Origin of the sequence: Kitasatospora sp. NPDC086791, assembly GCF_040685975.1 — a bacterium.
GTDB lineage: Bacteria > Actinomycetota > Actinomycetes > Streptomycetales > Streptomycetaceae > Kitasatospora.
In genome coordinates this window covers 1-22,566 of record NZ_JBFBOC010000054.1, presented here as the reverse complement: position 1 = coordinate 22,566, position 22,566 = coordinate 1, and the positions used below count along the sequence as shown (strand labels likewise).

At 71.1% G+C, this 22,566-nt stretch carries 29 protein-coding genes and 2 pseudogenes; 24 read left to right on the top strand and 7 right to left on the bottom strand.

Annotated elements, in window-relative coordinates:
* Nucleotides 1–170: 170 nt before the first annotated feature.
* Nucleotides 171–698 carry a hypothetical protein gene (locus AB0Q99_RS33805; protein ID WP_363578015.1) on the bottom strand — a complete coding sequence of 176 codons (528 nt, stop codon included), beginning with the start codon at nucleotides 696–698 and terminating at the stop codon, nucleotides 171–173.
* A 63-nt stretch (nucleotides 699–761) separates the two neighbouring features.
* On the opposite strand from AB0Q99_RS33805, the gene AB0Q99_RS33800 reads away from it, so the two are divergent.
* Nucleotides 762–959: a hypothetical protein gene (locus tag AB0Q99_RS33800; RefSeq protein WP_363578013.1), complete on the top strand. Its 198-nt coding sequence runs from the start codon at nucleotides 762–764 to the stop codon at nucleotides 957–959.
* A 101-nt stretch (nucleotides 960–1,060) separates the two neighbouring features.
* Here AB0Q99_RS33800 and AB0Q99_RS33795 read toward each other — a convergent pair whose 3' ends face one another.
* From AB0Q99_RS33795 to AB0Q99_RS33785, 3 genes are all read right to left on the bottom strand, one after another.
* The gene (locus tag AB0Q99_RS33795; RefSeq protein WP_363578011.1) at nucleotides 1,061–2,059 is read right to left on the bottom strand and encodes a hypothetical protein; all 999 of its coding nucleotides are present in this window, start codon (nucleotides 2,057–2,059) and stop codon (nucleotides 1,061–1,063) included.
* Complete coding sequence (locus tag AB0Q99_RS33790; protein ID WP_363578009.1) at nucleotides 2,056–2,700, bottom strand: ParA family protein; 645 nt, start codon at nucleotides 2,698–2,700, stop codon at nucleotides 2,056–2,058. Before AB0Q99_RS33790 ends, AB0Q99_RS33795 begins: the two co-directional genes overlap by 4 nt.
* A 129-nt stretch (nucleotides 2,701–2,829) precedes the next feature.
* Complete coding sequence (locus AB0Q99_RS33785) at nucleotides 2,830–3,006, bottom strand: AAA family ATPase (protein WP_363578007.1); 177 nt, start codon at nucleotides 3,004–3,006, stop codon at nucleotides 2,830–2,832.
* 158 nt (nucleotides 3,007–3,164) lie between these two features.
* On the opposite strand from AB0Q99_RS33785, the gene AB0Q99_RS33780 reads away from it, so the two are divergent.
* From AB0Q99_RS33780 to AB0Q99_RS33740, 9 genes are all read left to right on the top strand, one after another.
* Complete coding sequence (locus tag AB0Q99_RS33780) at nucleotides 3,165–3,572, top strand: hypothetical protein (RefSeq protein ID WP_363578005.1); 408 nt, start codon at nucleotides 3,165–3,167, stop codon at nucleotides 3,570–3,572.
* A 90-nt stretch (nucleotides 3,573–3,662) separates the two neighbouring features.
* Nucleotides 3,663–3,932, top strand: coding sequence for a hypothetical protein (locus AB0Q99_RS33775; protein ID WP_363578003.1), 270 nt, complete (start codon nucleotides 3,663–3,665; stop codon nucleotides 3,930–3,932).
* Nucleotides 3,933–4,084: 152 nt separating this feature from the next.
* Nucleotides 4,085–4,348, top strand: a complete 264-nt coding sequence (locus AB0Q99_RS33770; RefSeq protein ID WP_363397185.1) for a hypothetical protein — start codon at nucleotides 4,085–4,087, stop codon at nucleotides 4,346–4,348.
* Nucleotides 4,323–4,847, top strand: coding sequence for a DUF6879 family protein (locus tag AB0Q99_RS33765; RefSeq protein ID WP_363578001.1), 525 nt, complete (start codon nucleotides 4,323–4,325; stop codon nucleotides 4,845–4,847). The genes AB0Q99_RS33770 and AB0Q99_RS33765 overlap by 26 nt, the downstream gene beginning before the upstream one ends.
* A 24-nt stretch (nucleotides 4,848–4,871) precedes the next feature.
* Nucleotides 4,872–5,720: a helix-turn-helix transcriptional regulator gene (locus AB0Q99_RS33760; RefSeq protein ID WP_363577999.1), complete on the top strand. Its 849-nt coding sequence runs from the start codon at nucleotides 4,872–4,874 to the stop codon at nucleotides 5,718–5,720.
* 258 nt (nucleotides 5,721–5,978) lie between these two features.
* Entirely contained in the window at nucleotides 5,979–6,413 is a 435-nt protein-coding gene (locus tag AB0Q99_RS33755; RefSeq protein ID WP_363577998.1) for an ATP-binding protein, read from the top strand.
* A gap of 63 nt (nucleotides 6,414–6,476) precedes the next feature.
* Nucleotides 6,477–6,626, top strand: coding sequence for a hypothetical protein (locus AB0Q99_RS33750; RefSeq protein WP_167745251.1), 150 nt, complete (start codon nucleotides 6,477–6,479; stop codon nucleotides 6,624–6,626).
* Nucleotides 6,623–7,756, top strand: a complete 1,134-nt coding sequence (locus AB0Q99_RS33745; RefSeq protein WP_363577996.1) for a methyltransferase domain-containing protein — start codon at nucleotides 6,623–6,625, stop codon at nucleotides 7,754–7,756. Before AB0Q99_RS33750 ends, AB0Q99_RS33745 begins: the two co-directional genes overlap by 4 nt.
* Nucleotides 7,757–7,794: 38 nt before the next feature.
* Entirely contained in the window at nucleotides 7,795–8,016 is a 222-nt protein-coding gene (locus AB0Q99_RS33740; protein ID WP_363577994.1) for a DUF6087 family protein, read from the top strand.
* Nucleotides 8,017–8,411: 395 nt separating this feature from the next.
* On the opposite strand, the gene AB0Q99_RS33735 is transcribed toward AB0Q99_RS33740, so the two are convergent.
* Entirely contained in the window at nucleotides 8,412–8,900 is a 489-nt protein-coding gene (locus AB0Q99_RS33735) for a hypothetical protein (RefSeq protein ID WP_363577992.1), read from the bottom strand.
* A 307-nt stretch (nucleotides 8,901–9,207) separates the two neighbouring features.
* Here AB0Q99_RS33735 and AB0Q99_RS33730 point away from each other — a divergent pair, with 307 nt between their 5' ends.
* The 8 genes from AB0Q99_RS33730 (at nucleotide 9,208) to AB0Q99_RS33695 (ending at nucleotide 17,579) form a co-directional block, all read left to right on the top strand.
* Nucleotides 9,208–9,831: a DNA-binding protein gene (locus AB0Q99_RS33730; RefSeq protein WP_363577990.1), complete on the top strand. Its 624-nt coding sequence runs from the start codon at nucleotides 9,208–9,210 to the stop codon at nucleotides 9,829–9,831.
* A 7-nt stretch (nucleotides 9,832–9,838) separates the two neighbouring features.
* Nucleotides 9,839–12,040 carry a hypothetical protein gene (locus tag AB0Q99_RS33725; protein WP_363577988.1) on the top strand — a complete coding sequence of 734 codons (2,202 nt, stop codon included), beginning with the start codon at nucleotides 9,839–9,841 and terminating at the stop codon, nucleotides 12,038–12,040.
* Nucleotides 12,037–12,744 carry a helix-turn-helix domain containing protein gene (locus AB0Q99_RS33720; protein WP_363577987.1) on the top strand — a complete coding sequence of 236 codons (708 nt, stop codon included), beginning with the start codon at nucleotides 12,037–12,039 and terminating at the stop codon, nucleotides 12,742–12,744. Before AB0Q99_RS33725 ends, AB0Q99_RS33720 begins: the two co-directional genes overlap by 4 nt.
* Before the next feature lie 123 nt (nucleotides 12,745–12,867).
* Nucleotides 12,868–15,228, top strand: coding sequence for a Helicase associated domain protein (locus tag AB0Q99_RS33715; RefSeq protein WP_363577985.1), 2,361 nt, complete (start codon nucleotides 12,868–12,870; stop codon nucleotides 15,226–15,228).
* Nucleotides 15,229–15,299: 71 nt separating this feature from the next.
* On the top strand, nucleotides 15,300–15,548 hold the full coding sequence (locus AB0Q99_RS33710; RefSeq protein WP_363577983.1) for a hypothetical protein: 249 nt from the start codon (nucleotides 15,300–15,302) through the stop codon (nucleotides 15,546–15,548).
* A gap of 67 nt (nucleotides 15,549–15,615) precedes the next feature.
* A complete protein-coding gene (locus tag AB0Q99_RS33705) occupies nucleotides 15,616–16,326 on the top strand; it encodes a hypothetical protein (RefSeq protein WP_363577981.1) in 711 nt (236 codons plus the stop codon).
* A gap of 49 nt (nucleotides 16,327–16,375) precedes the next feature.
* Nucleotides 16,376–16,903: a hypothetical protein gene (locus AB0Q99_RS33700; RefSeq protein ID WP_363577979.1), complete on the top strand. Its 528-nt coding sequence runs from the start codon at nucleotides 16,376–16,378 to the stop codon at nucleotides 16,901–16,903.
* Nucleotides 16,904–16,976: 73 nt separating this feature from the next.
* Nucleotides 16,977–17,579, top strand: coding sequence for a hypothetical protein (locus tag AB0Q99_RS33695; protein WP_363577977.1), 603 nt, complete (start codon nucleotides 16,977–16,979; stop codon nucleotides 17,577–17,579).
* 138 nt (nucleotides 17,580–17,717) lie between these two features.
* On the opposite strand, the gene AB0Q99_RS33690 is transcribed toward AB0Q99_RS33695, so the two are convergent.
* Nucleotides 17,718–18,386, bottom strand: coding sequence for a hypothetical protein (locus AB0Q99_RS33690; RefSeq protein WP_363577975.1), 669 nt, complete (start codon nucleotides 18,384–18,386; stop codon nucleotides 17,718–17,720).
* A gap of 105 nt (nucleotides 18,387–18,491) precedes the next feature.
* Between AB0Q99_RS33690 and AB0Q99_RS33685 the strand changes: the two genes are divergently transcribed.
* The 3 genes from AB0Q99_RS33685 to AB0Q99_RS33675 all read left to right on the top strand — a co-directional run bounded on the left by AB0Q99_RS33685 (nucleotide 18,492) and on the right by AB0Q99_RS33675 (nucleotide 20,019).
* Complete coding sequence (locus AB0Q99_RS33685) at nucleotides 18,492–18,983, top strand: hypothetical protein (RefSeq protein ID WP_363577973.1); 492 nt, start codon at nucleotides 18,492–18,494, stop codon at nucleotides 18,981–18,983.
* A 291-nt stretch (nucleotides 18,984–19,274) separates the two neighbouring features.
* Nucleotides 19,275–19,586: a DddA-like double-stranded DNA deaminase toxin gene (locus tag AB0Q99_RS33680; RefSeq protein WP_363577971.1), complete on the top strand. Its 312-nt coding sequence runs from the start codon at nucleotides 19,275–19,277 to the stop codon at nucleotides 19,584–19,586.
* Nucleotides 19,558–20,019, top strand: a complete 462-nt coding sequence (locus tag AB0Q99_RS33675) for an Imm1 family immunity protein (RefSeq protein WP_363577970.1) — start codon at nucleotides 19,558–19,560, stop codon at nucleotides 20,017–20,019. Before AB0Q99_RS33680 ends, AB0Q99_RS33675 begins: the two co-directional genes overlap by 29 nt.
* Before the next feature lie 171 nt (nucleotides 20,020–20,190).
* On the opposite strand, the pseudogene AB0Q99_RS33670 reads toward AB0Q99_RS33675, so the two are convergent.
* Nucleotides 20,191–20,556 (bottom strand): annotated as a pseudogene (locus tag AB0Q99_RS33670) (integrase core domain-containing protein); the annotation flags it as partial.
* Here AB0Q99_RS33670 and AB0Q99_RS33665 point away from each other — a divergent pair.
* The 3 genes and pseudogenes from AB0Q99_RS33665 to AB0Q99_RS33655 all read left to right on the top strand — a co-directional run.
* A pseudogene (locus AB0Q99_RS33665) lies at nucleotides 20,449–20,757 on the top strand (replication-relaxation family protein); the annotation flags it as partial. The pseudogenes AB0Q99_RS33670 and AB0Q99_RS33665 sit on opposite strands and share 108 nt — an antisense overlap.
* A 94-nt stretch (nucleotides 20,758–20,851) precedes the next feature.
* Nucleotides 20,852–21,211, top strand: a complete 360-nt coding sequence (locus AB0Q99_RS33660; RefSeq protein WP_363577968.1) for a hypothetical protein — start codon at nucleotides 20,852–20,854, stop codon at nucleotides 21,209–21,211.
* 198 nt (nucleotides 21,212–21,409) lie between these two features.
* The coding region (locus AB0Q99_RS33655; protein ID WP_363577966.1) for a helix-turn-helix domain-containing protein at nucleotides 21,410–22,566 on the top strand (1,157 nt) is incomplete at its 3' end.

Sequence of the window (22,566 nt, the reverse complement as noted above, 5' to 3'; positions counted from 1 at the left end):
TGGTGGAACTGGGCATGCCGGGGGAATCTCCTCTACCTCGCCATCCAGACTAACCCGACATACCGGGCGTCTCAGCCGAGACTGTCAGAGAGGGCCGCGCTGGCGGACGCTCGCACTCCTGCACCGAGCTCGGTGGCCTGGAGTCTGATCGAACCACGACGACCGGGGTCTCAGCATGGTCGCTTCGGGTCGCTCCATGCTTCGTTGATCAGCCAGTGACCGTCTACACGCTGCGCGACACCGCCTTCGACGACTCGGTGCCTGTCGCTGTCGAGGGTTCGGCCGGTGACCTTGTCGGTCTTCAGGTAGTTCGTTGAGTCGTAACAGCCCTGGATCTTGACCGTGGGCGGCATGGAGGCCAAGTCCACAGACGTCACCTCGAGTGATGAATGTCCGGGGTTGCCCTTCATGACCAGGTTGTTCGCCTCGAAGTAGCCGACGCCGACCTTGACCACCGTCAGGGCGGACCCTCGGGCGTACACCGTCGGGTCGATTCCGGTCAGGGAGCCCTGCGCGTAGGCCTTGGCCGTTATATCCAAATACGCCTGGTAAGCAGCCATCGCCTCGTCCCTCGCGTCGGCGATCGGATCTGGGGTGGTGCGAATGGATGGTGATGACGAGCACGAGGTCAGCAGGAGCGCCGGACACAACATGACGGCAGCAACCGCCACACTTCTTCCGCTCAACACGAGTGCCATGCGAAACCCCCTCCAGACCGACCGAACCCGCCTGAGACTACCTAGAGCCTAGTCCCGCGAGACATGTTGCTCGCGGGACACAGGCGTGCCGGAACAAGGACCACCGTCGGCGGCCCGATTCTGGTCACCAGCACCAAGCTCGGCGCGGCCGCGTACGTGGACGACCGCGCCGTCCACCACGCCGGAGACTGGACCGACACCCTTGCCACCGTCAGCCGAGCGATCGGCCTCGACCGCGCGGGCGTTCTCGCCCCGGCCTGACCCCGAGCACAGTGAAGGGCCCGCCTTCCCCGGCTTCGACGCCGGAGGAGGCGGGCCCTTCTGCGTTTCCGGGGTAAGAATTTCTTACCCCACTCGGCCAGCTACTCGACTACCTCTGCGTCGACCGGGATCAGCTTGCGGGCGGCAGCGATTCGAGACTGCACGCGGCCGATCTCGGCTTCGAGGCTGTCCAGGTAGCCGGCGAGGGCGACCGGGTCAGCCTCGGCGGCAGCCTTCACCGCTGCCGGTGCCAGCGGCTTGTACGCCCGCTCGCGCATCTCGTCAGTCGCCTTGCTCAGCGGAAGCAGCTGTGGTGGCACCGGCTGGGCCTTCGGCTCCGACGGCTCCCGGCCACCTTCGCAGTCGGCGGGCTGCGCCGGGATCGCAGGCTTGCTGAACAACTCGCGGGCCGCCGCACTGAGCATCGCGGCAGTGGGACGCTGCTTGCCCTGCTCGGCAGCTACCTTCTGCCCCTCCTCGATGACCACCTCGGCGTGCTCGACGTCCGACTTGGCGATCACATCGGCGATCACCTTACGCGCGGACGCCTGGGTGAGCTGCGCGCGCAGTTCAGGCTTGAGCAGCGCGAGGGTCCGGATTCGCTGAGCGTCCTTCAACAGCTCGAAGATGTACTGCTCCGCGACGTCGAGGACGTCAGCCGCCCACCGCGCGAACTTGCTGACGCCCGCCTCCTTGTGGAGCTCCCGCTCCTTGGCGACCTCCAGCAGCACGCTCTTGGTGAGGACGACGTAGTCCTCTGCGGCCGTACCGAGCCGACTGATCTCCCGCAGATGGGCGGTGACGAACGCCAGCTGCTCCTGCCGTGTGCCGACGATATCCGCGGCGCTGAGCAACCGGCCCCCGGCGAAGCTTGAGGTCTCGTTGCCGGTCCACACCGCGACGGCGCCCGGCTGAGGTGCCGACTCTTGGGTCTGGTCGGTGCCATCCGGCTGGCTGTTGTTCCTGCGGCGTCCGCCCAGCGCTGATCCGAGACCGGACGCACGCCCGGTGCCGGCAGGCCGCTCGGTGTCGGCGGTGCCGAACCGCTCGCCGGGGCTCTTCTCGGTGTCGCCGGTCCTCAACGTCCCCAGGCCGCTCATGCCATCTCGCTTTCCTGCTCGCGCTGTGCAATACGGGAGAAGATCTCCCGGGTGAGGGCAGCCATGTCCTCGGAGACCGATGCGGACGTCGGGCTGACCACCTGGTCCCGCGATGCGGTGCCGGCGCGTAGCTGCCAGAACTTGGGGTTGTCGTTGGCGGCCTGCTCGAGTTCATGGAGCAGTACGCCGCGCTTGCGGGCCTGACGGGCTACCGCTTCGGAGGCCCGGACCATGCTCTCGAACATGAAGCGGTCGGACCCGAGAACCTCGGCGACCTCTTGGCGTACCTCGCGCTGGATGGCGGTGGCACTGGACCCGGACGCGAACAGCAGGACACCGAGCATCGCCAGGTTGGGATTGGAGAACTCGCGGACGAGCTCGAACTCCGTGCTGATGTCGCCCAGGCCGTCCGAGATGCTGCCCGAGTCGGACTTCACCGGCACGACCAGCCAGCGGGCGGCCGCCAGGCACAGCTGCACCAGCGGCGGGTTCTCCGGCGGGGAGTCGATGACGACCAGGTCGTAGTCCGGGGCGATGCTCTGCAGTGCCACGGCCAGCATCAGGGACTGCGTGATCGGCTTGTTCGGGAAGCGCAGCGCGAGGCCGCCCGGCAGGTCGCCGACCTTCTTGCCGCCCACCACGACGTCGAGGTTCGGCCGGACGTCCCGGACGGGCGCCAGCGGCCGGCCCCAGAGCACGCTCTCGTGCAGCGCGGTTCCGCCGTCGTCCAGATCGCTGCCCCGGAAGCCCAGCTCCCGCCCGACGTGCCCCTATCCGTTGACGTCGACCAGCAGAGTCTTTACGTCGTCGGCGGCGGCGAGGCCGGACATGTTGCTGGCGACCGTGGTCTTGCCCACGCCGCCCTTGCCGTTGGCGATCACGACTACTCGGTCCAGCGCCTCGCGGTCGACCTCCGGAGGCACCTCCCTCTCGTGTGCGGCCAGCACTTCACCCTCCGAATCCGCGGTTCCTTGCGGCGCCATGTTGCCATGCGCCCGTGGCTTGACTGCCGCACACCACCGGATCGAGGGCGCGGTTGTCTGACTAGTGCGCCGTTCGGCGAGCCGCCAGTACCCTCGGGGACGACCCGTGGCTTGCTGGCCCCATGGACGACATCAGCGACTACATCAAGTTCCGCAACAGGCTCGGCGACTTCATGCACGACCGGTTCCGGCAGGAACTGCCCACGGACTACCAGGCGGCGACTGGCGTGGCCAACCTACTGGCCGAAGTCCTCCCGGCCGACATGCTCGCCACGTTCTTCCGCGTCGCGATCGAAGCCGAAGAGGAGTCCCGGCAGCCGGCCCGCTTCCTGGCCGGCATCTACTCGGACTGTCTCGACCGCGGCCTGGGCCGGGCGTTCAAGGAGCTGTACGAGAGCGACCCCGGACTCAACGTCGCGTGGCATCTGGGACGGGTCTTCCCGAACCTCCTGCCGGACGGGGAGTTCATCCCGTTCATCCAGCTCGCGCAGAAGGCTCTGGAGCAGGTCGTCCCCGCGCCCGCCCGGTAGTCGCGGCGGCTGGGAACTCGGGGCGGGGTAAGAAATTCTTACTCCACCCCCCGAGTAGCGGCCCCGAAAGCCGGCCGGGAAGGTGGGGGTATGGCCATCATCGTGTTGGAAGAGCCCCGGCGGGTGATGAGCGAGGACTTCGGCCCAGGCCGGCCTGAGCCTCGGATGGGAGTCATCCACGCGGCCCCGGCTGACCCGTCCATCCCAGGCGACCCGACCGACCAGACGTTCTGCGGCAAGGACACCGGCGGCATGGAGAAGATGCCGTACAGCGCGTCCCGACCGGGTGCCTCGTGGTACCCACAGAACCTGAGCCAATGGGTGTGTCCGCGATGCGCTGCCGCCCTGCGGTCGGCCTGACCGCTTCTCTCGGCCCGAGGTAAGAAATTCGTACCTCGGGCCCACTCATACCCTCGTGCCGCCTGGCTGCGCCCGCGCGCCCTTGACGTGCCGTCACCTGCGGGTGGAACGTCGTGCAAAACCGCGCAACCGACTTGGTACGGGAGGGCATCATGACGCTACGGTTCGCCGGGGTGGACCCCAACACCGGCAAGGACGAGAGCCCGATGGTGTGGGTGGACGACGCCAAGAGGGAGCTCGTCTTCCAGGGCCTCAAGCCCGGCGAGGAACTCCTGACGGAGATCGGAACGACCGAGTGGGTACCCGGCCACTCCGTTGGCACCCCCGACCACGAAAACGTGACCCGCATCCCGCTGCGCATGGCGCAGATCATCAGGAAGGCGCTGGACGATGCCGAACGTGACGGCCTTCTCTGATCTGCTGGCCGGCGCCGAGCACTCCGCGGTGCACCTGGAGATGCGCGACTCCTACGGCATCGCCGGCGAAGCCGAGGAGTTCGAGCAGTTCCGGCGGACCGGCGTCCACCCGGACCTCGATCCCGAGGGCGAGGGCTGGTCCGGCTGGGTGTCGATGATCCGGGCCGCCGTCGCCCGCGGTGTCGTGGTGCGCCGTGCCCGGATCGTCTCCGAGCCGGTCACCGAGTACATCCGCTACGAGCACGCCGGAACCGTGGTCAACCTCGTGGCCGGCGAACAGGTCCGCTGGCTGCCGCGCCGCCGGGCTTCCGACATCGCCCTGCCCGGCAACGACTTCTGGCTGTTCGACGGCAGGATCGTCCGGTTCAACCACTTCACCGGCGACGGGGCCTCCGCCGGGCCGGAGATGTGTGAGGACCCCGCCGTCGCGAAGCTCTGCGCGGACGCGTTCGAGGCCGTCTGGGAGCGCGCCGTCCCGCACGAGCAGTACACCGTCTGACCCCCGGACCGGACGACCAGCTCCATGCCCGCCTCCCCGTCCTCCAGCGCCCAGGAAGCCCGCCTGGCCGTCGCCGCACGGCTGCGCGAGATCATGCAGGACGCCGACCTGACGGGACAGGAGCTGGCCGCCCGGTGCGGCTGGAACGGCGCCAAGACCTCCCGCATCATCAACGCCAAGACCGCGCCCTCGGACGCCGACATCCGCACCTGGTGCCGGGCCTGCGACGCCGACGACCAGGCCGAGGACCTGATCGCCGCCAACCGCGCCGTGGACTCCATGTACGTCGAGTGGCGCCGCCTCACCCGCACCGGCCTGCGCCGCCTCCAGGAGTCCGCGGCACCGCTCTACGAACGCACCCGCCACTTCCGCTCCTACTCCTCCCGCGTCGTGCCGGGCGTGCTCCAGACCGAGGCGTACGCCACCGCGCTGCTCGCCACGGTGGCCGACTTCCGCCGCACGCCCAACGACGTCGCCGACGCCGTCAAGGCGCGCCTGGCCCGCTCCCGCGTCGTGCGCACCGGCCACCACCGCTTCGCGATCCTGGTGGAGGAGTCCGTCCTCTACTACCGCCTCGGGACCGTCGAGACGATGGCCGAGCAGCTGGAGCACCTGCGGGACGCCATGGCGCTGCCGGCCGTCTCGCTCGGCGTCATCCCGTTCACGGCGCAGCGCACCATGTGGCCGGTAGAGACGTTCAACATCTTCGACGACGCCGAGGCCGGGGTGGAGCTGCTGTCCGCCCAGGTGACCGTCACCACGCCCAGCGAGCTCGCGCTCTACGCCCAGGCGTTCGACCGGCTCAAGGGCTTCGCGGTCTACGGCGCGCAGGCGCGGACCCTGATCGCCCGGGCCGCTGACTCTCTGGGCTGAATTCCTGCAAACGCGTGCAAACGCATTGAGGGCGAGTTCGCTCACTCCCTACCGTCGAACCGTCGCCCGCAGTGACGGACCGGACACCCGGACCCGACGGGCGAGCTGGGGCCGCTGCGCCCGCCTGCCCCCCGTCGGGCGGGCGCAGCCGTCACCGCCGACGAGAGAGCGGAGAACCGCCGTGGCCGCGCACCGCATACCCCGCCCACCGGTTCGGGCTGCGGCCGAACCCGGGTGCTGGCGGATGCGAGGTGCCCGGTGACCACGACCGTCGAGACCCCGACGCTTCCCCCGGTCGCCGACTCCGCCAGGGCGCTGCTGCCGTATCAGCCGCAGTCCGCGGCGGCGGCCCGGCGCCTGGTGCGGACCGCGCTGCGCGCGTGGCAGCTGCACGACCTGGTCGAGGCCGGCGAACTCATCGTCAGCGAGCTGGCCGGCAACGCCGCGAAGACCGGCTGCAAGCTCCGCATGACCATCACCGTGGACCGCGTCACCGACCGGTGCGTGCGTATCAGCGTCCGCGACGGCTCCCGCATCCTGCCGTGCCTGATCGACGCGGGCCCCGTGGCTGAGTCGGGCCGGGGACTGGCCCTGGTCCACCACCTCACCGGCGGCCACTGGGGCGCCACACCGGAGGCGTTCGGCAAGACGGTCCACGCGGATCTGCGCACCCGCTCTCCCAGCCCGGCGTAGCGCAGGCCATCTACTCCTCCCGGTCCCGGGAGGGCACCATCACAGCGACGGAAGGAGCTCGGCATGGACCACGACGGAGGCCACGGCGGCGGAGGCTCGGGCGGCGGTGGCGGCGAGGGGGACGGGCACCCGGGCACCCCGTGGACGCCGCCCTCGGACCCGCCGAACCCCGACGGCAGCACGCCGCCCGGTGACGGAGGCCACCGCAAGTGACCAGCACCGCGCAGAAGGAGGGCCGCCCCTGCCCGGGGCGGCCCGCCCGCACGTGGGACGCCGCCTTCACCGCGGTTCCCCGCTCCCTGTTCCTGCCCGACCTGATGTGGGCGCACGACCTGGCCACCAACACCAGCCGCCCCGTCAGCAGGACCGCCGACCCGGACGGCTGGGCGGCGGCCGCCGCGGCCGACATCCCGATCGTCACGCAGTGGGACGACGGCCGGCACCACGGCGAGCAGCCCGGCAGCGTGCCGACCAGCTCGGCCTCCCAGCCCTCGGTGGTCGCCGCGATGCTGGAGCACCTGGACGTCCGGGCCGGGCAGCGCGTCCTCGAGGTCGGCACCGGCACGGGGTGGAACAGCGCGCTCCTGTCCCACCGGCTCGGCGACGCCAACGTGGTCACCGTCGAGATCGACCCCGACGTCACCGCCCGGGCCCGCACCGTCCTGCACGAGGCCGGCTACCGGCCCACCGTGGTCTGCGGCGACGGCGCCGCCGGCTGGGCACCCGGCGCCCCGTACGACCGGATCGTGGCCACCTGCGCGCTGCGCGATATCCCCCACGCCTGGATCCGCCAGGCCCGCCCCGGCGCCCTCATCCTCACCCCCTGGGGCACCCACTACAGCAACCTCGACGCCCTGCTGCGCCTGGAGGTGGACGACGACGGCGCGACCGCGTCGGGCCGCTTTCTGGAGCCGGTGGAGTTCATGAAGCTGCGCTCCCAGCGCCTCACCTGGCCCGAGCCGCCCGGAGGCGGCGGCACTCTCGCCGAGGGCAGCACGACGACCATGCCGCCCGAGCACGGCCGGCATGCCGCCTTCACCTTCCTGATGGGGCTGCTCCTGGACGGCGTCACGCACGCGGTCCAGCCGCACGACGACGGCGCCCGCACCCTGTGGCTGTACTCGCTGACCGAACCGGCCTGGTCGGCGACGACGTTCCGCGACGGCGAGCGCGAGCACCAGGTGCGCCAGTACGGGGCCAGGCGGCTGTGGGAGGAGTTCGAGACCGCCTACGCCTGGTGGACCGCAGCGGGCCGGCCGGGCCTTGCCCGGATCGGCCTGACCGTCACCCCGGACGGGCAGCGCCTGTGGCTGGACGACCCCGCCCAGCTCCTGCCACGCTGACCGCACCCCCACCCAGCGAGACGAGAGGGGACCGGGCCGTGGAGGACGAGCCGCTGAGCGAGTGGGCCGCGCGCCGCAACCGGCGCCTGCGCCTGGTCGGAGCGCGACGGGTCGTCACCACGGCCGCCGCGCACATCGACCCCACCGCCCCTCGGCTGCTGCAGGAGTGGGACGGGCACGCCTGGGTGGCGGTGGCGCTCACCGACGAACCACCGACAACCGCGGTGGCGACCGGCTCCGGCCGCCACCGCCGACCCTGACCTCCGCACCGACCACACCACCCGCCCGATCCACGGCAGCCAGGCGGGCCCGTTCTGCCGCCGGCTGATCCCGTTGCCCGATCGGCGGCTGCTCGTTGGACCTGCCGAGCGCCCCGACCAGGGCGTGCGGCTGCGCCTGCTCCACACCGCCCGGCACGAACACCCCCCCACGGGCCGGGCGCCGCACGGTGAAGCCCTCGGGCGGCCGGGCCCGTACACAGCCCGGCCGCCCGGCACGGTCTCCGTCGTGGGCGCGGCGAGTCGGCCGTCGGGGCCGCGTCGGTGCGGCCCCGGTACGGAGGCGGGGGCGGTCTTCATCACGCCCTGCCAACGCATCGCTGCCTACGCCGGACACGGGGACAGAGCACCTGGCGGCGGGGCAGCGATGCGCTTGATCAGCCCAGCGGAGCTTCCTCGGCCTTCTTCGGCTCTGTGCCGCCGTGGTCCGGGTGGTCGGCATGGCATGTGGGGCACAGGCCGCCGTCGGTGGTGTAGCGCCGGGCCATAGAGGCGCACTGGCCGCACCAGGGGATGAGGTAGTTGAGGACCTCTCCACCGTCCGACTCCGTCCCGTCCTGGTGTACGAGGACCCAGCCTCCAGACTCAACGGAACCGACCGCGAGCAGTGGCAGAGTGCCTCCGTCGGAGAAGGCCAGCCAGCCGACGACGGGCACGGCCCAGGTGGTCCAGGCCGAGCACTCGTCGTCTCCCGTGCTCCAACGGCGCACCCGAAAGCCCGGTTCCGCCGGCAGGACACCGACCGCCGTCGGGACAGCCTTCAACCCCGCGTAGCCGGGCTGCCGGTAAGCCGCGACCAGGCGATTCTCCTGACTGAGAACCATCGCCGCGCCGTCGTCGAAGGCCACGACTGGCTTGGAGACCATCCGATTCTCCGGCCGCTCGAACCGCGCTACCAGCCCTGTCTGCTGACTGCCGGTTGGTGGGGGACGGTACACGCGCTCTCCCTTTCGCCATGGTGCGCGCTGCCAGTTGGACCGCGCTCGTGGTGACCGTACGGGCAGCGCGAGCGCGGGGAGGCCGGTTCGGCGGATCTGGCTGCTTCCGTCAGACAACGACCAAGGCATGCTTGTACGACTTACTAAAAAGGCGTGGAAAGTGTCGGAGTGGAGGCGTAGAGTCGCCCTAGCGTTTCAAGCTAGATGAATAGGCGTGGAGGTTGTGGGTGTGTTCGTGACGACCGGTCAAGCCGGGACGGCCCTGGGCTGCTCGATCCCGACAGTGAAGAAGCTGATGGCCACCGGCGTGGTCCCCGGTGTGCTCGAGAGCGGCCGTCAGGTGTTCCCGCTGGCCGCACTCCAGGCGCTCCAGACCCGGCCCACCGCTGACCTGACCGTGCTCGGCACGCCCGAGGTCGCGGTGCTGCGCTCGGACGCCCCGACCCGGGTGGACGAGCCGGACCGGCAGTGGATCGGCTTCGGCATCGCGCTGGACCAGGCGCAGCTGCTGGCCGCGCTGTCCGGCTGGTGGCGGTGCGACCCGGCCCGGGTCGCGGCCGGCGGAGTGCTGCCGGTGACGGTGGCCGGGTTCGTGGTCGCGGTGCTGACCGGCCTGGCCGAGTGGGAGTCCGACGGCACGGTCGGCACCGCGGGCCGATACCGGTTCCCGAAGGCTCGCTTGGCCGGCTACCTGACCGACCTCACCGCTCCCGCCAACGCCGCCGCCCCCACCGACCCGGAGGACGCCCGCCTGGCGGGCCTGCTGCTCGGCACCCGCCTGCAGTCGGTCTCCGGCGGCCCGATCGCCTACGTCCCCACCACGACCACTATCGACCAGCCCGACACCGAGGGGGAGTGACCCGCTGATGGACCGCAAGACGTACACCGCCGAGCTCGCCGGTCTGCGCGAGCTGCGCACCGAGATCACGGCCGCCGAGAAGGCCGTCGCGGCCGCGCAGAAGGAGCTGGACAAGCTCACCGCCCAGCGTGCGCGCCGTGTGGCCGGGCTCGCGGGGTACGAGGGCGCCCAGGCGCCGGCCATCGCGAAGGCCTCCGGGTTGTCGGTCGGCGATGTTGTGCGGATCGCTCCGCTGCTGGACCCGACCCCGGCCGCCGTCCGCGCCGCCAAGGCCGACGACCAGGCCGCCACGCCCGCCCAGGCGCCGGTACCGGAGGCCGCGCCGGTCGCCGAGTCCGCCGTTGCCCCGGCGCTGACCCGTCCCGCCGTCGTACTCGAGCAGCCCCCGGCCGTCCCGGTGGTCGAGGTGCCGCGCGAAGACGAGGACCAGGCCGTCGCCGAGCAGCCTCCGGCCGAGCCGACCGTTGCCGCGCCGGTCGTCCCGGCGGCTTCGGTCGCTCCGGTCGCTGTCGGTCCGCGTGAGCTGCCCACCCTCCCTGAGGGCCCGGCCGGTGCTCGGTTCGAGGCCGTGACCACCGGGCTGGTGTCCAAGCGCCCGAATTTCGTCCAGCAGGCCCGCAGCACGGTGTTCCTGGACGCGGCGACCGGCGACCTGGCGGTGCGCGACCGCGTGGTGCGACTCGACCTCGGCGCCCGCACCCCGGGCGAGATCCTGGACGCCGTCCTGGCCACCGCGCCCGGCACCGAGCGGATCTACATCACCGCCGGCGCCCCCTGGCACGACGGCGCCGAGCGCTACAGCACCCTCAAGGACGCCGTCGCCGCCTGGCTCAACACCCCGTCCGAGCGGTGGACCACCGCCGTGGGCTCCGGCCGGGACAAGCTCGCCGGGCACTTCGTCCACCAGCGCCAGCCCGTCGGCCGCTACGCCCCCGCTGCCGCGCCGGACGGCGGCACCACGGAGATCCGCTCGATGGGGGAGTGGTTCGACCCGGACGGCGCCGACGTCGTCACCTGCCGCCAGGCGTTCACGCTGCTGTGGCAGGCGCTGCGCCGCCACTGGGACGACGCGGTCCTCATGGGCTCCCCGAGCCAGACCGGCCGGGACCTGTGGTCGCGCACCATCCCCACCACCGGCAAGTGGGCGGGCGGCTACCCGGTGCTGTCCGAGGAGCTGCGGGGGCTGCTGCACGCGACCGGCGGGCAGGGCCGCACCGAGCTGATCCTGCCGCCCCGCGTCCCGGAGCAGCTGCCCGCCCTGGTGGAGTACGACCGCACCTTCGCCTACGCCAAGCACCTGTGGAAGTCCCCGGTCGGAACCCCGACCCGGATCACCGCCGCCGCGTTCGCGGCGATGACCGGGCAGGAGCAGGTCAAGGCGCTGATGTCCTGCTCGCACTGGCACGTGCGCGTGACCGTCCCGCAGGACTGGCAGCACGTCGGCCTGCTCCCGGCGCCGGTCACCGGGGACCGCGCCTGGGTCTACCCGTCCGAGCCCGGCACCACCTTCACCACCTGGGCGGGCGGCGCCGAGGTCCACCTCGCGCTGTCCAACCACCTGATGCCGTGGAAGGTCGAGATCCTTGGCGGCCTGCTGTTCGAGGACGGCAAGCCGCTCGACGAGTGGGGCAAGCGTCTCAAGGCCGCCTGGGCGGACCTGACCAACCTGTCCCGCATTCACGGCGACGAGCGCCAGCGGCGGGCGGCCTACCTCGCCTCCCGCGCCGTCCGGTCGGTGCTGCTGTTCGGTCTGGGCGGCTTCGCGCAGCGCCCGCGCCTGGTCTCCGGCACCACCCCGCTCGGCGAGGCGCTCCCGGCCGGGGTGGAGATCCTGGGCCAGGACAACGACGTCGTCACGTGGCAGCGGCAGGCCGGGTTCTCCCGCGACCCTTACGCGCACCCGGAGTGGGCGGCCTACGTGTGGTCGGGGGCGCGGGCGGCGCTGCTGGACATGAAGTACCGCCAGGGCAAGGAGGTCATCGGCTACGCCGGCGCTCTCCACGCGAAGCCCGGCACGGTCGTGTACTTCGGCACCGACGGCATCGCCCTGACCGAGCGCCAGCCCTGGCCCTACCGCGGTGAGCCGGGCGACTACCTCCTCAAGGGCCACCTCACCGGCCCGGTGGAGCACCCGACCTCTCAGGAGCAGTACCTCCAGCTGCGCGGCCTGGGCCGCGCCGAACTCGCCCAGAAGGGAGCTGACCAGTGAGCCCGGCCGACCCGAACAACCCCAACGAAGCCGCCCGCCTGACGCAGGAGCTGCTCGACCAGGGCTACACCAAGCGCCAGGTCGCCAAGATGCTCGGCCGCGACGCCTCCCTCGTCTCCCAGTTCTTCACCAAGGGCAAGGGCAAGGCGTTCGTCGGCGCGCTGCGCCAGGTCGTGCGCGCAGTGCGCGGCGGCGAGCGCGACACCGAGGCGCTGTCCGGCATCGCGGAGGCGAACACCACCCGCCGCCGCACCAAGACCGGGCAGAAGGCCCGAGTGCGCGGCAAGGACACCGTCGGCAAGCCCGGCGAGTCGATGGCCGGCCGCGCCGGGAAGCAGGCCATCAAGTCCGGCGCGAGCCACCTCGCCCCGGTGGTGCACGAGACCGGCCAGGCCGGCGGCCGCCTCGCCTTCACCGTCCGCATGAAGGCCAACCAGTACGTCTACAGCGCGGGCTCGGAGAAGGACTCCGGCGGCATCCGCCGCGGGTTCATCCCGCGCTCCGATGGCACCGAGGAGCGCACCTACGGCTCCGCCAGCACCGGCGGCTTCGACGCCGCGGATTGGTCCCAGCGGGTCGCCGACCACCACGGCGACGTCACCGAGGCGATGAGGGAGTGGCTGGTGGAGACCGGCCGCGCCGTCGAGGACGCCGACATCGCCTACCTCGAGGTCCGCGGCTGGATCCCCGAGGACCAGCAGTAGAGAGTCCGGTCGGCCTCTCCCCATCCATGACCTGGCCCCGGGGAGAGGCCGCCCGCCCCTGACCCTTCCACAGCACCGAGCGCCTCGCTCCGCCGTCTCAGCATCCGAAGGAGAAGCACCGCCGTGGAGACCACCACCGCCACCGCCGAGCGGACCGTGCCGGCCGGACCGCGCGCCCAGGCCGTACCGCCGCTCCCGGTGCAGCCGTCCGGCACCGTCGTGAACCCGCTGCCGCTGCACTGGTTCCAGAAGGACGCCGTCGCGGCCGCGGTGCGCGAGGTGAAGGACGGCGGCCGCGCGACGGTCGTCGCGGCGACCGGCTCCGGCAAGACCCTCATCGCCGCCGGCTGCGCCCGGCGCCTGGCGGCGCGGGGCCGGGTGCTGGTGCTGGTGCCGACGATCGAGCTGCTGGAGCAGACCGCCGAGGCCTGGTCGCTGCGGGGCGGCCGCCGGGGCCTGGCGGTGGCGGCGTGCTCGCGGGAGGAGGCGCTGGAGAGCGCGGAGGCCGGCGGCCGCGTCCACGCCGAGGTGACCACGCAGGCCCCGCGGATCGCCGACCTGGTCGCCACCGAGAAGGCGGGCGAGCCGGTCACCGTGTACGCCACCTACGCCAGCCTGGAGCGCATCGTCCAGGCCCACCGGCTGCATGGCCTCCCGGAGTGGGACCTGGTGGTCATCGACGAGGCCCACCGCACCGCCGGCGCCGAGGGGAAAGCGTGGGCCGCGGTCCACGCCGACGACCAGGTCCCCGCGAAGCGCCGGCTGTACTTCACCGCCACCCCGCGGATCGCGGACGACCGGCGCGCGAAGGACGGCCTGGCCGACCTCGCCGACGCGGACAGCGCGGAGAATCTGCCCGCCCTCTGCTCCATGGACTCGGAGGAGATCTACGGCAAGACCTGCTTCACCTGGACCCTCGGCCAGGGCATCGAACACGGCTACCTCGCCGACTACCGCGTCCTCGTGCCGGTGGTGACCGACGAGGACCTGCGCGAGCTCCTCAACCTCCCCGCCGTCGCAGACCTCCGCTCCCAGCGCAGCAACGAAGAACTGCTACGCCTGGCCCTCCAGATCGCGGTGCTGCGCGCCGTCGCCGACCTCGGCCTCCGAAGGGTCATCACCTTCCACTCCCGGGTGACCGCGGCCCGGGAGTTCGCGAACACCCTGCTGGACGCCTCCCAGCTGCTGGAGGACGCGGACCGCCCGGAGCGGATCTGGGCGAAGGCGGTAGCCGGCACCGACCGCCTCAAGGACCGCCGGGCCGCGTTCGCCGACTTCAAGGCCCACACCGGCGAGGACGGCGAGGAGTGCGGCATCCTGTGCAACAGCCGGCTCCTGACGGAAGGCATCGACGTCGCCGCCGTGGACGCCATCTGCTTCGCGGACCCCAAGAGCTCGGTCATCGACATCGTCCAGGCCGTCGGCCGCGCGCTGCGCCAGTCCTACCAGCAGGGCAAGGTCTCCTGGGTCATCATCCCGGTCTACCTGCCGACGCCGGAGATCGGCGACGACACCGCCACCGCGGACCCGGCCGAGGTCCACGACGCCGGCGAGGCCGTGAAGGCCGAGGCCGACGCCGAGATCGAGGCCAGCTCCTTCCGCACCATCTGGCGGGTCCTGCGCGCCCTGGCCGCGCACGACGCCCGGGTGGTCGGCCGGATCACCGAGCTGCGCGCCTCCCGCTCGCACGGCACCGCGTACACCACCGTCACCAAGGCGGCCGAGAGCCGGGCTACCGGGGACGGGGAGGGCGAGGGAGAGCAGCAGCCGGCCCCGGTCGAGTCGCCGATCGAGTGGCTCAAGATCAACGCGAAGCAGCACGCCGCACGGATCCTCCAGACCGTCAAGCTGCGGGCGTTCAACCCCAGGGCGGTCGAATGGCAGCGCATGCACGCGGTCGCCGCCGTATTCCACCTCCAGCACGGCCACCTCGACCCCACCGACAAGGCCAAGCACGCCGAGCTGATCTCCTGGCTCACCCGCCAGCGCCACCTCCATGGCCAGGGCCTGCTCGACGCCGCCCGCGTCAGCGAACTGGACGCCCTCGGGATGATCTGGTCGAAGAACGCCAACGCCTGGGAACGCGGCTACGCCTACGCGAAGGCCTTCCACCACCAGCACAGCCACCTCGCGATCCCCGCCACCGCCAAGCTGGACGACTACGCGGTGGGCGCCTGGATGCGCCGCCAGCGCAAGGCCGACAACCTCACCAAGGACCAGGTGGCCAAGCTCGACGCGCTTGACGAGCTGTGGCGTCTGGAGCCGGACTGGAACAGGTCGTACCGCCGCCTGCTCGCATACCTCGCCGCCGGCGGAACCCTCGATGGCCCCGCCAACCGCACCGGCGGCGAAGCCGACCCCGCGTTCCGCCCCGGCACCTGGCTGCGCAAGCAGGACAAGGCTCGCACCGAAGGGAAGCTGACCGACCACCAGAGCGCGCTCCTGGACGCACTCAGCCGGCACGCCGAGACCGTCACCGGCTGACCCCGCACCAGCCGACGCCCGCCGTCCCAGCCCACCCAGGCCGGGACGGCTCGCTCCCTGGAAGGAGACAAATGACCACCACCCAACAGCCGAAGGTGTCCTGGTACGCGCAGTACCTCTGCCACACCTGCGGTGACGGCGGCGACGCGCTGTTCGACGACGGCACCATCGTGGACGCCGACCACGACTGCGACCACGGCGAACCCGAGATCGCGTGGGAAGGCCGCGCCGAGTGCGGCAGGTGCGGCTGGTCCCTGGAGACCGACTTCGCCGACGGCGACTACGTCGAGGCCGACCACGACTGCCACGCCGACCAGTAGCACCCACGCCATCGGGGCGGCCCGCGTGCCTGGCCGCCCCGCCCCGATTTCGCGAAGGAGGACCCGGATGCGCGGCGCCGGCTACACCCTGCTGACCCAGCTCCTGGTGGCCGCCGGCCACGGCCCCGAGGCCGCCGCGGCGGCCATCGCACGGGCCGAGTTCGACGTCCTGGACTGGGCTCAGAGCAACGTCACCAGCACCGGCTGGCGATGCCCGGACGGCCGGACGCCCGACTACGATGCGGGCTGGCAGGAGGCCACCGAGGCGGCGAGCGCCCGCCTGGCCGAGTACGCCGAGCGGGCCCGCCTCCAGGCCCGCAGCGGCGGCCTCGCGGTCCCACCGGGACCGACGCCGTGCGAACCGGAGCCCGCCACGGCGGCCCCGACCGAGCCGGTCGACGTGCTGGAGACGGCACTGGGACTGTTCCACGGCCTGGCTGGCCCGCAGCCGCACGACGCCGAGCTGACCGACGCCGTCCTCGACGTGCTCGTTCCTCTCACCACCCACCCCGGCTACACCGACACCCTGACCGCCTTCGTCCGGGCCCGGAATCGGGAACTGCGCGAGCTTCACCGCGACTTCGGGCACGGCACCACCCACGACCGCGACCCGGACGGCTGGCCCGGCCCCCGCTACGTCCTGGTCCGCCAGCCCGAGGGTCTGGTCCTCGCCGAACTGCTCACCCGCCAGCCTCTGGCCGTCGCCCAGGCATGGAACGGCGTCCTGCCCGACGTCCTCCTTGAGGACATGGCAGAGGCGTGGCCCTTCCGCAGCTGACCTCCCATCACCCCGCACCCAGGCCCCGACTTGCCGGAGAGCACCCGCGATGACCGACATCACCACCCCGACCATCTCGACCACCACGCGGTCCACCCCCGTACCGACAGCGGCCTGGCCGGGCGCCCAGCGTTCCCCGGCCTCTACTGGCACCAGCACACACAGTTCCCTGCAGGTGCTGGTGCTGGACCCCCGCGCCATCGCCGACCCGGTCGAGCGGGAGCGGGCGCTGGTGCAGCTGCTCCGCTACCAGGCCCAGGTCCTCACCAGCCACGTGAGCCTGGAGGAAGGGGACCGGGTCGAGCTGCTGGAGCCGGTGCGCGCGTCGTGGATCGACGAGGACCTGGCGGCCGAGGAGTACTGGGAGGAGGACGCCCGCGTCCGCGCGGACGTCCCGGCCGGCACTCTCGGCGTCATCATCAGGGTCCGCCGCTACCCGACCCCGTTCCCGTACGTCGTCGCCTTCGACCGCGGCCCCGAGTGCGGTGTACGCAACCACCAGATCACCCGCTGCGCCGACCAGTCGCTCACCCCCGCCGCGCCGCCCGATCCGGCCCCGGAGCCGTGGAGGCGCTGACCGCCCACCACCCGCCACCACCTGGTGGCGGCCTCCGTTGAACTGCACAGCCGAGAAAAGGGGAGGCACCAACATGCCAGAAGCCGTGAAGCCGGTCCCGTCCTACACCTGGTGGGGCGCCCTGCCCGTCCACCTGGTCACCAAGACCCAGCTCGCCGACCTCGACCTGCCGCGCCAGCCCGGCGGCCCGGTCCGCGCCCACATCACCGCGAAGGGCCCTTCCGGCCGCAAGGACACCTTCGCCCTGTTCGACGTGCGCGAGTCGGTGCCGACATCGGCCACTGCCGCCCAACTCGCCGCGGCCGCCGCCCGCCGCACCACCGGCGCCCGCACCTGCGAGCAGTGCGGCGCCCGCCCCGAGATCCCGTGCGCCAAGGTCGACGGCTGGCTGCTGTGCCGCACCTGCGCCCACATCCACCACCTGCGCCAAGCACAGAAGCAGGCCTCCGACCAGGCGGCCACCGTCCGCGAGCAGGCCGCCCGCCTCCACGGCGACGAGCACCTGGCCGTCCTCGCCGCCACCTACACCCACCGCCCCGCCGACCCCGCCACCGGCCACCACCGCATCCCCACCCCACCCGGCACCGCCGACCGTCTCCTCTACCTGCTGCGCCAGGTTGCCACCGCCGAACAGGTGCAGCACCTCGGCGAGCCTCCACGGCCCACCACTCGCTGAACCGCAAGCAAGCCGAAGCGCCGGTCCACCGTCATGGCGGCCGGCGCTTTTCCGTACCTAGCACGAGGCAGGGTTCGACATACGAGCCGATCTGTGACTACGCCGCCGTTTCCTCACCGGGTCTGGTTGGTGTTGTGGTCAGCGGGTTGCCAGGATGCCCGCGTGGTAGAACGGGCCAGCGTCGTGGCTTCCCTGGTGGCCCAGAGGATGCAGGCAGAGGTCCTCTTCTTCACCGACGTACGGGCACGGTTCGAGCACGGTGATCTCGTAAGGCTCCTGGGCGCCAGGCCAGATCAGCCACCAGTCGGCCTCCAGCACGCCTTCTTGTTCCTGGCTCTGCAAGAGCGTGAAGTGCGGGCCGGGGTGGCCGGCCTCGAGCCGGCACCGCTGCTCCGTTTCCGTCTCGTGGACGGCGTTCGGGAGGTTGTCGAGGCGTTCGGCTTCGGCGGCCGTGATCGCGGTGGCGACACCGCAGTGCGGGTAGCGGGGGGCGGAGCAGCCGCTGCCGTCGGGATGTGAGGCGGGTAGTGCGCAGTTGGCGCACGAGGTGCCCGGGATCAGTTGGTAGCCGGTGGGATCCCAGCTGAGCCAGACGGAGGTGAAGGGCGGTTCTTCGTCGAGTGCGCAGTGGTCGGCGAGGCCGATGTGGGGGCCGGGGTGGCCTGCGAACAGATCGCACATGTAGTGGTCTTCGTCGACGAGTTCTCCGCCGGGCAGGCGGGCGAGGCGCGTGAAGTCGTCGTCTGTGAGGGTGAGGAAGGTGCGGCAGGATGACATGTGACGGATGGTCGCATCGATCACTGACAATGACGCCATTGTTGCGGAGGGTTATTCAGTCGGTGGTGACGCCAGGGCAGCACACCGCGCCGGCGTCCGGCGGCGTTTTGCGAGGTGGTGGTGGGCGGCCGGGCGATGTCTGGTGTCAGCGCCGTCTGGGTGCGGGCCGGATCGGTCGGTGGTGTTGTTCGGCGAGGTGGTCGAGGGGGCCTCCACCCCCGCAGCACCCTGCCCCTCTACGACCGCACGCTGCGCCTGACCGGCCCCCGCACCCTCGGCGCGCCCGCCGACGCCGTGGACGCCGCCCCGGGCCTGGCCGACCTGACTGCCCTCCTCGCCGAGCACACCGTCCTGCTCTGGACGGATAGCGATCTCAAACCCCTGTACGCCCTGTGCCACCTCGAGTTGAACACCGGACCCCTCCTGCCGTCCGGGCACGAGCGCGTGCACCGCCTGCGGACGCTCGCCGCCCTGTGGCGGGCCGACATCGACCCCACCACCGGCCACCCCCAGACCCCCACCCCGCCCGGCACCGCCGACCTCCTCCTTTACCTGCTGCGCCGGATGACGACCGCCGCCCCGTGCAGCACAGCGGGCAGCGAGCCGCCCCGGCCCGCTGCCCGCTGAACGGAACGAGCGAAGCGCCGGCCACCGTCATGGTGGCCGGCGCTTCCTGCCGTTTGGAACCGGCCAGAGCCCGGCACGTGAGCCGATCCGCCGACTACGCCACCCCGACGACGCCGGGCCGTCGATGCGCTGGAGCTCGGAACGGACGGCGACACGATCCTCACCCGGCAAATTCGCCCAGTACCTGTCGGCCCACACCACATGGGCGGCCGGCCGTTGATGCGCGGATCGAGGTGACTACAGGTCGAGAACGGCGACCCCGCGCTCGTTGAGGCCGAGCTGGTCGCGTGGGTGAAGGCTGCAACCAAGGAGGGCTGGGGCTCCGCAAGTGGACGCGCCTCCGATCTCGAGGTTAAGTTTGTGGCCCGGATGCATCTCGAGGAAATCAAGAATGCCGAGCTGGTGATCAATATGCCGGGCGGGCCGTGTGGCCAGCCACGCGGATGCGATCAGTCTCTGAATTATCTTCTCGGTAAAGATGGAAAAGAGAAGGGCCTCACCGTCTATTTTCCGAAAGAGGACGGAAGCGGGTGGACCTGCCTGCTGTATGGAACCCACATAGTGAAGGGGTGCGGTGGACGTGGCGGCGGTTGCGGAGATTAGGTACAGGCGGGGCCGGATAAAAAGTCCTGACTATATCCATTCCGTTGAGGAAGTCGACGCTCTGATCGACGAACTCTTGGGTGGACCGGCAAGCGAAAACCTGGCCCAGATCATCCACCTGGGGAGGAAGGAATTCATGCCTGGAATTCCGGATCATGAGTTCCAGATCGGAGTGGACAAGGAACATCAGGTCGGGGTGGTGCTCTTCATCGACCATAGCGGAAACTATGTATCGGCTGGACCTCTGGATTCCCGGAATGCTCCTGAGTACTACCTCGCCGGCCACTGGACTCAGTTTCGAGACCAGGTCGAAATCCCCATCGATCTCGCCCGCCAGGCCGTAAAGGAGTTTCTGATTTCCGGGGGTCAGCGTCCCGCCTGTATTGCCTGGAAAAACCAGTATGCCGCGGATGACCCGGACGTGAATCCGTAGCCTTGTGGCCTCGCCAAGAAATCCTGGCGAGGCCACAAGTCGGTCTACCTTCCCACGACCGCCTCGTACGCGCCGACGGAAACCGGTGTGAGTGGGTGGGGTGGTGTCAGCCGGATGGTCAGCAGCGTGCTGATCGCGGTAGATGTCAAGTAAAATGAGACGATTGTGTTGCTATGAGCCTTGTTGTGCGGGTTCTCGGCGGCGGGCTGGGTCGTTGATCCACGCCTGTTGGGGTATCTGGGGTGGTCGGGGTCGTTTCGCGAAGCGTTCGGGGTGGCGCTGGTAGGCCTCGGCGAGGGCGACCGCGCGCTGGTCACGGACCTCGTCGGCGGTGCCGAAGTGCACCGAGGCGGGGCTGTGCAGGCCGATCCCGGAGTGCCGGTGCTGGTGGTTGTAGTAAGCGATGAACGCGTCGAACCACTCACGGGCGTGGGCCAGGGAATCGAACCGCTGCGGATAGTCCGAGGCGTACTTGGTGGTGCGGAAGTGCGCCTCGCTGTAGGGGTTGTCGTGGCTCACCTTGGGGCGGGAGTGGCTCCTGGCGGGGTGGGCACCGTGGCCGACTGGGCGACCGAGGTCGAGTTCCTGCTGCCGGGCGGCCGGCGCAAGGTCCGCCCGGACGCGGTGCTCCAGGCCCCCGAGATCGGGGTGCCGGTGCTCATGGTCGAGGTCGACCGCTCCACCATGGCGCCCGAGCGGGTCGCCGCGAAGTTCACCGCCTACCGCGAGCTGTTCCGCACCAAGGTGAAGAGCACCGACCCCGCGCTGGCCGACTGTGAGTCGGCCGACGGCACCGTGCATTGGTGGCGCCGTACCTGGCCCGGCCACACCCGTGCCGGGTACCCGCCGGTCGCGCTGGTCGTCACCGACTCCGCACCTGGCGCTCAAGCGCCCGACCGGCTGGAGCCTGCCCTCCACCCGCGGCCTCGGCGACCCCGACCGCGCCGCCCTTGATGTCGGTCTGGTCCACCTCACCTGGCCCGGCCACCCGGGCGTCCAGGAACTCCAGCAAGGCGGCCGACCCGTCGGCTGGATCGAGGAGTACGACGTCCAGCGCGGCACCTGGACCGCCCTGATCGACAGCAGCATCGTCGCCAACGCCGCCAGCGGCGAACCCCTGCGCTGCCCCGACGCGGATGCCGCCCTCGCCCTGCTGCGCCGGGCACTCGGGGAGCACCGCACCCGCTGGTAGACCCGCTGCCGCAGACTTCGGACGGTTCCGGTGTCCGTCCGCAGGTGTGAATCCTCGTGTGCGGTGGCTTCCCGCATCGCATGAGGCGTGGGGACCGGTTCCGGGAAGCCTCTATTGGATGTGTACTTGGCGGGCGGGTGGTCGATGATGTTGTCGGGGCAAGCCCTGCCGGGACGGCGGGGGTGGTTTTCGGGGAGGGTGGAGCTGTCGGTGGAGGTCCGGGGGAATCCGTGGGAAAAGGGTTTGTCAGCGAAGGACCGTTTTGAGTACTGGCGGGACGTGCTGGCGAAGTCGAGGGAGTGCGAGACGACCAGTGCTCACGCGGACAACTTCGAGGCGGTCTTGCGGCGGTCGGAGCTGGGGCCAGTGGTGCTGATGGGGTCGTCGTTCCCGTCAGCGCAGTTCCGGCGTACCGAGAAGATGATTCGGCGTTCGGATCAGGAGCTGTACCACCTGACCCTGATCACGTCGGGGAGCCACGGGCTCAGGCGCGGACGGGACCAGGCGGAATCGTTCCGTGTCGGGGACCTCGCCCTCATCGACAGTTCCACCCCGCACGTGGTGCGGATGCTCGGGAACCGGACTGCCGGTGGAGCAGGTCCGGAAGTCACCGCCATCGGTATCGACATTCCTCAGTCGTTGTTGCCGGTGCCCCGTCTTGTGCGTGATCTGCTGGGCCGGAGGCTCTCCGGTCGTGAGGGTTCGGGTGCGTTGCTGGTGGATTTCCTGCTCGGGCTGGAGCGTCAGGCCCACACGCTGCGACCTGCGGAGGCGGCGCGGCTCGGGACGGTGGTGGTCGACCTGGTGGGGGCCTGGGTCGCCCGGGAGCTCGACGCCGTCTCCGTCCTGCCGCAGGAAGCCCGGTGGCGGGCCGTGTTGGAGAGCGTTCGGGACTTCATCCGGCATAACCTCCATGACCCCGATCTGACCCCGGCGACGGTCGCCGCCGCGCACCACATCTCCCTCAGCCATCTCCATCACCTGTTCACCCGGCACTCCGATGGTGAGACTCTCGCCGCTTCGATCCGCCGACAGCGCCTGCACAAGGCCCACCGCGACCTGGCCGACCCCGCGCTGCGCAGCGTCCCGGTCCAGATCGTTGCCGCGGCCTGCGGCATTCCGCGCGCGTCCGAGTTCAGCCGCGCGTTCAAGGCCGCGTACGGGATCTCCCCTCGCGAATACCGTCACCGGGCGCGGCTCGCCGCAGCCCCCGACGGCAGCGGCCCCACCGCTGGCCCGGCGCCGGCCTCCTTACCGGGTCCCGGCACCGGGTCACCGTCCGGCTCACCGCGGACCGGGCCTCCGGTGAGGCGGTCCTCGACGTGGCCAACGACGGACCCCCGATCGACTCCGCC

Excerpts from the sequence above, each read along its gene's own strand:
- AB0Q99_RS33710 (WP_363577983.1), top strand. The coding sequence starts at position 15,300 with ATGACCACCACCCAACAGCCGAAGGTGTCCTGGTACGCGCAGTACCTC.
- AB0Q99_RS33685 (WP_363577973.1), top strand. The coding sequence starts at position 18,492 with ATGTCTGGTGTCAGCGCCGTCTGGGTGCGGGCCGGATCGGTCGGTGGT.
- AB0Q99_RS33725 (WP_363577988.1), top strand. The coding sequence starts at position 9,839 with ATGGACCGCAAGACGTACACCGCCGAGCTCGCCGGTCTGCGCGAGCTG.
- AB0Q99_RS33795 (WP_363578011.1), bottom strand. The coding sequence starts at position 2,059 with ATGAGCGGCCTGGGGACGTTGAGGACCGGCGACACCGAGAAGAGCCCC.
- AB0Q99_RS33800 (WP_363578013.1), top strand. The coding sequence starts at position 762 with ATGTTGCTCGCGGGACACAGGCGTGCCGGAACAAGGACCACCGTCGGC.
- AB0Q99_RS33765 (WP_363578001.1), top strand. The coding sequence starts at position 4,323 with ATGCCGAACGTGACGGCCTTCTCTGATCTGCTGGCCGGCGCCGAGCAC.
- AB0Q99_RS33705 (WP_363577981.1), top strand. The coding sequence starts at position 15,616 with ATGCGCGGCGCCGGCTACACCCTGCTGACCCAGCTCCTGGTGGCCGCC.
- AB0Q99_RS33780 (WP_363578005.1), top strand. The coding sequence starts at position 3,165 with ATGGACGACATCAGCGACTACATCAAGTTCCGCAACAGGCTCGGCGAC.
- AB0Q99_RS33775 (WP_363578003.1), top strand. The coding sequence starts at position 3,663 with ATGGCCATCATCGTGTTGGAAGAGCCCCGGCGGGTGATGAGCGAGGAC.
- AB0Q99_RS33750 (WP_167745251.1), top strand. The coding sequence starts at position 6,477 with ATGGACCACGACGGAGGCCACGGCGGCGGAGGCTCGGGCGGCGGTGGC.
- AB0Q99_RS33760 (WP_363577999.1), top strand. The coding sequence starts at position 4,872 with ATGCCCGCCTCCCCGTCCTCCAGCGCCCAGGAAGCCCGCCTGGCCGTC.
- AB0Q99_RS33770 (WP_363397185.1), top strand. The coding sequence starts at position 4,085 with ATGACGCTACGGTTCGCCGGGGTGGACCCCAACACCGGCAAGGACGAG.
- AB0Q99_RS33700 (WP_363577979.1), top strand. The coding sequence starts at position 16,376 with ATGACCGACATCACCACCCCGACCATCTCGACCACCACGCGGTCCACC.
- AB0Q99_RS33735 (WP_363577992.1), bottom strand. The coding sequence starts at position 8,900 with ATGGTCTCCAAGCCAGTCGTGGCCTTCGACGACGGCGCGGCGATGGTT.
- AB0Q99_RS33695 (WP_363577977.1), top strand. The coding sequence starts at position 16,977 with ATGCCAGAAGCCGTGAAGCCGGTCCCGTCCTACACCTGGTGGGGCGCC.
- AB0Q99_RS33805 (WP_363578015.1), bottom strand. The coding sequence starts at position 698 with ATGGCACTCGTGTTGAGCGGAAGAAGTGTGGCGGTTGCTGCCGTCATG.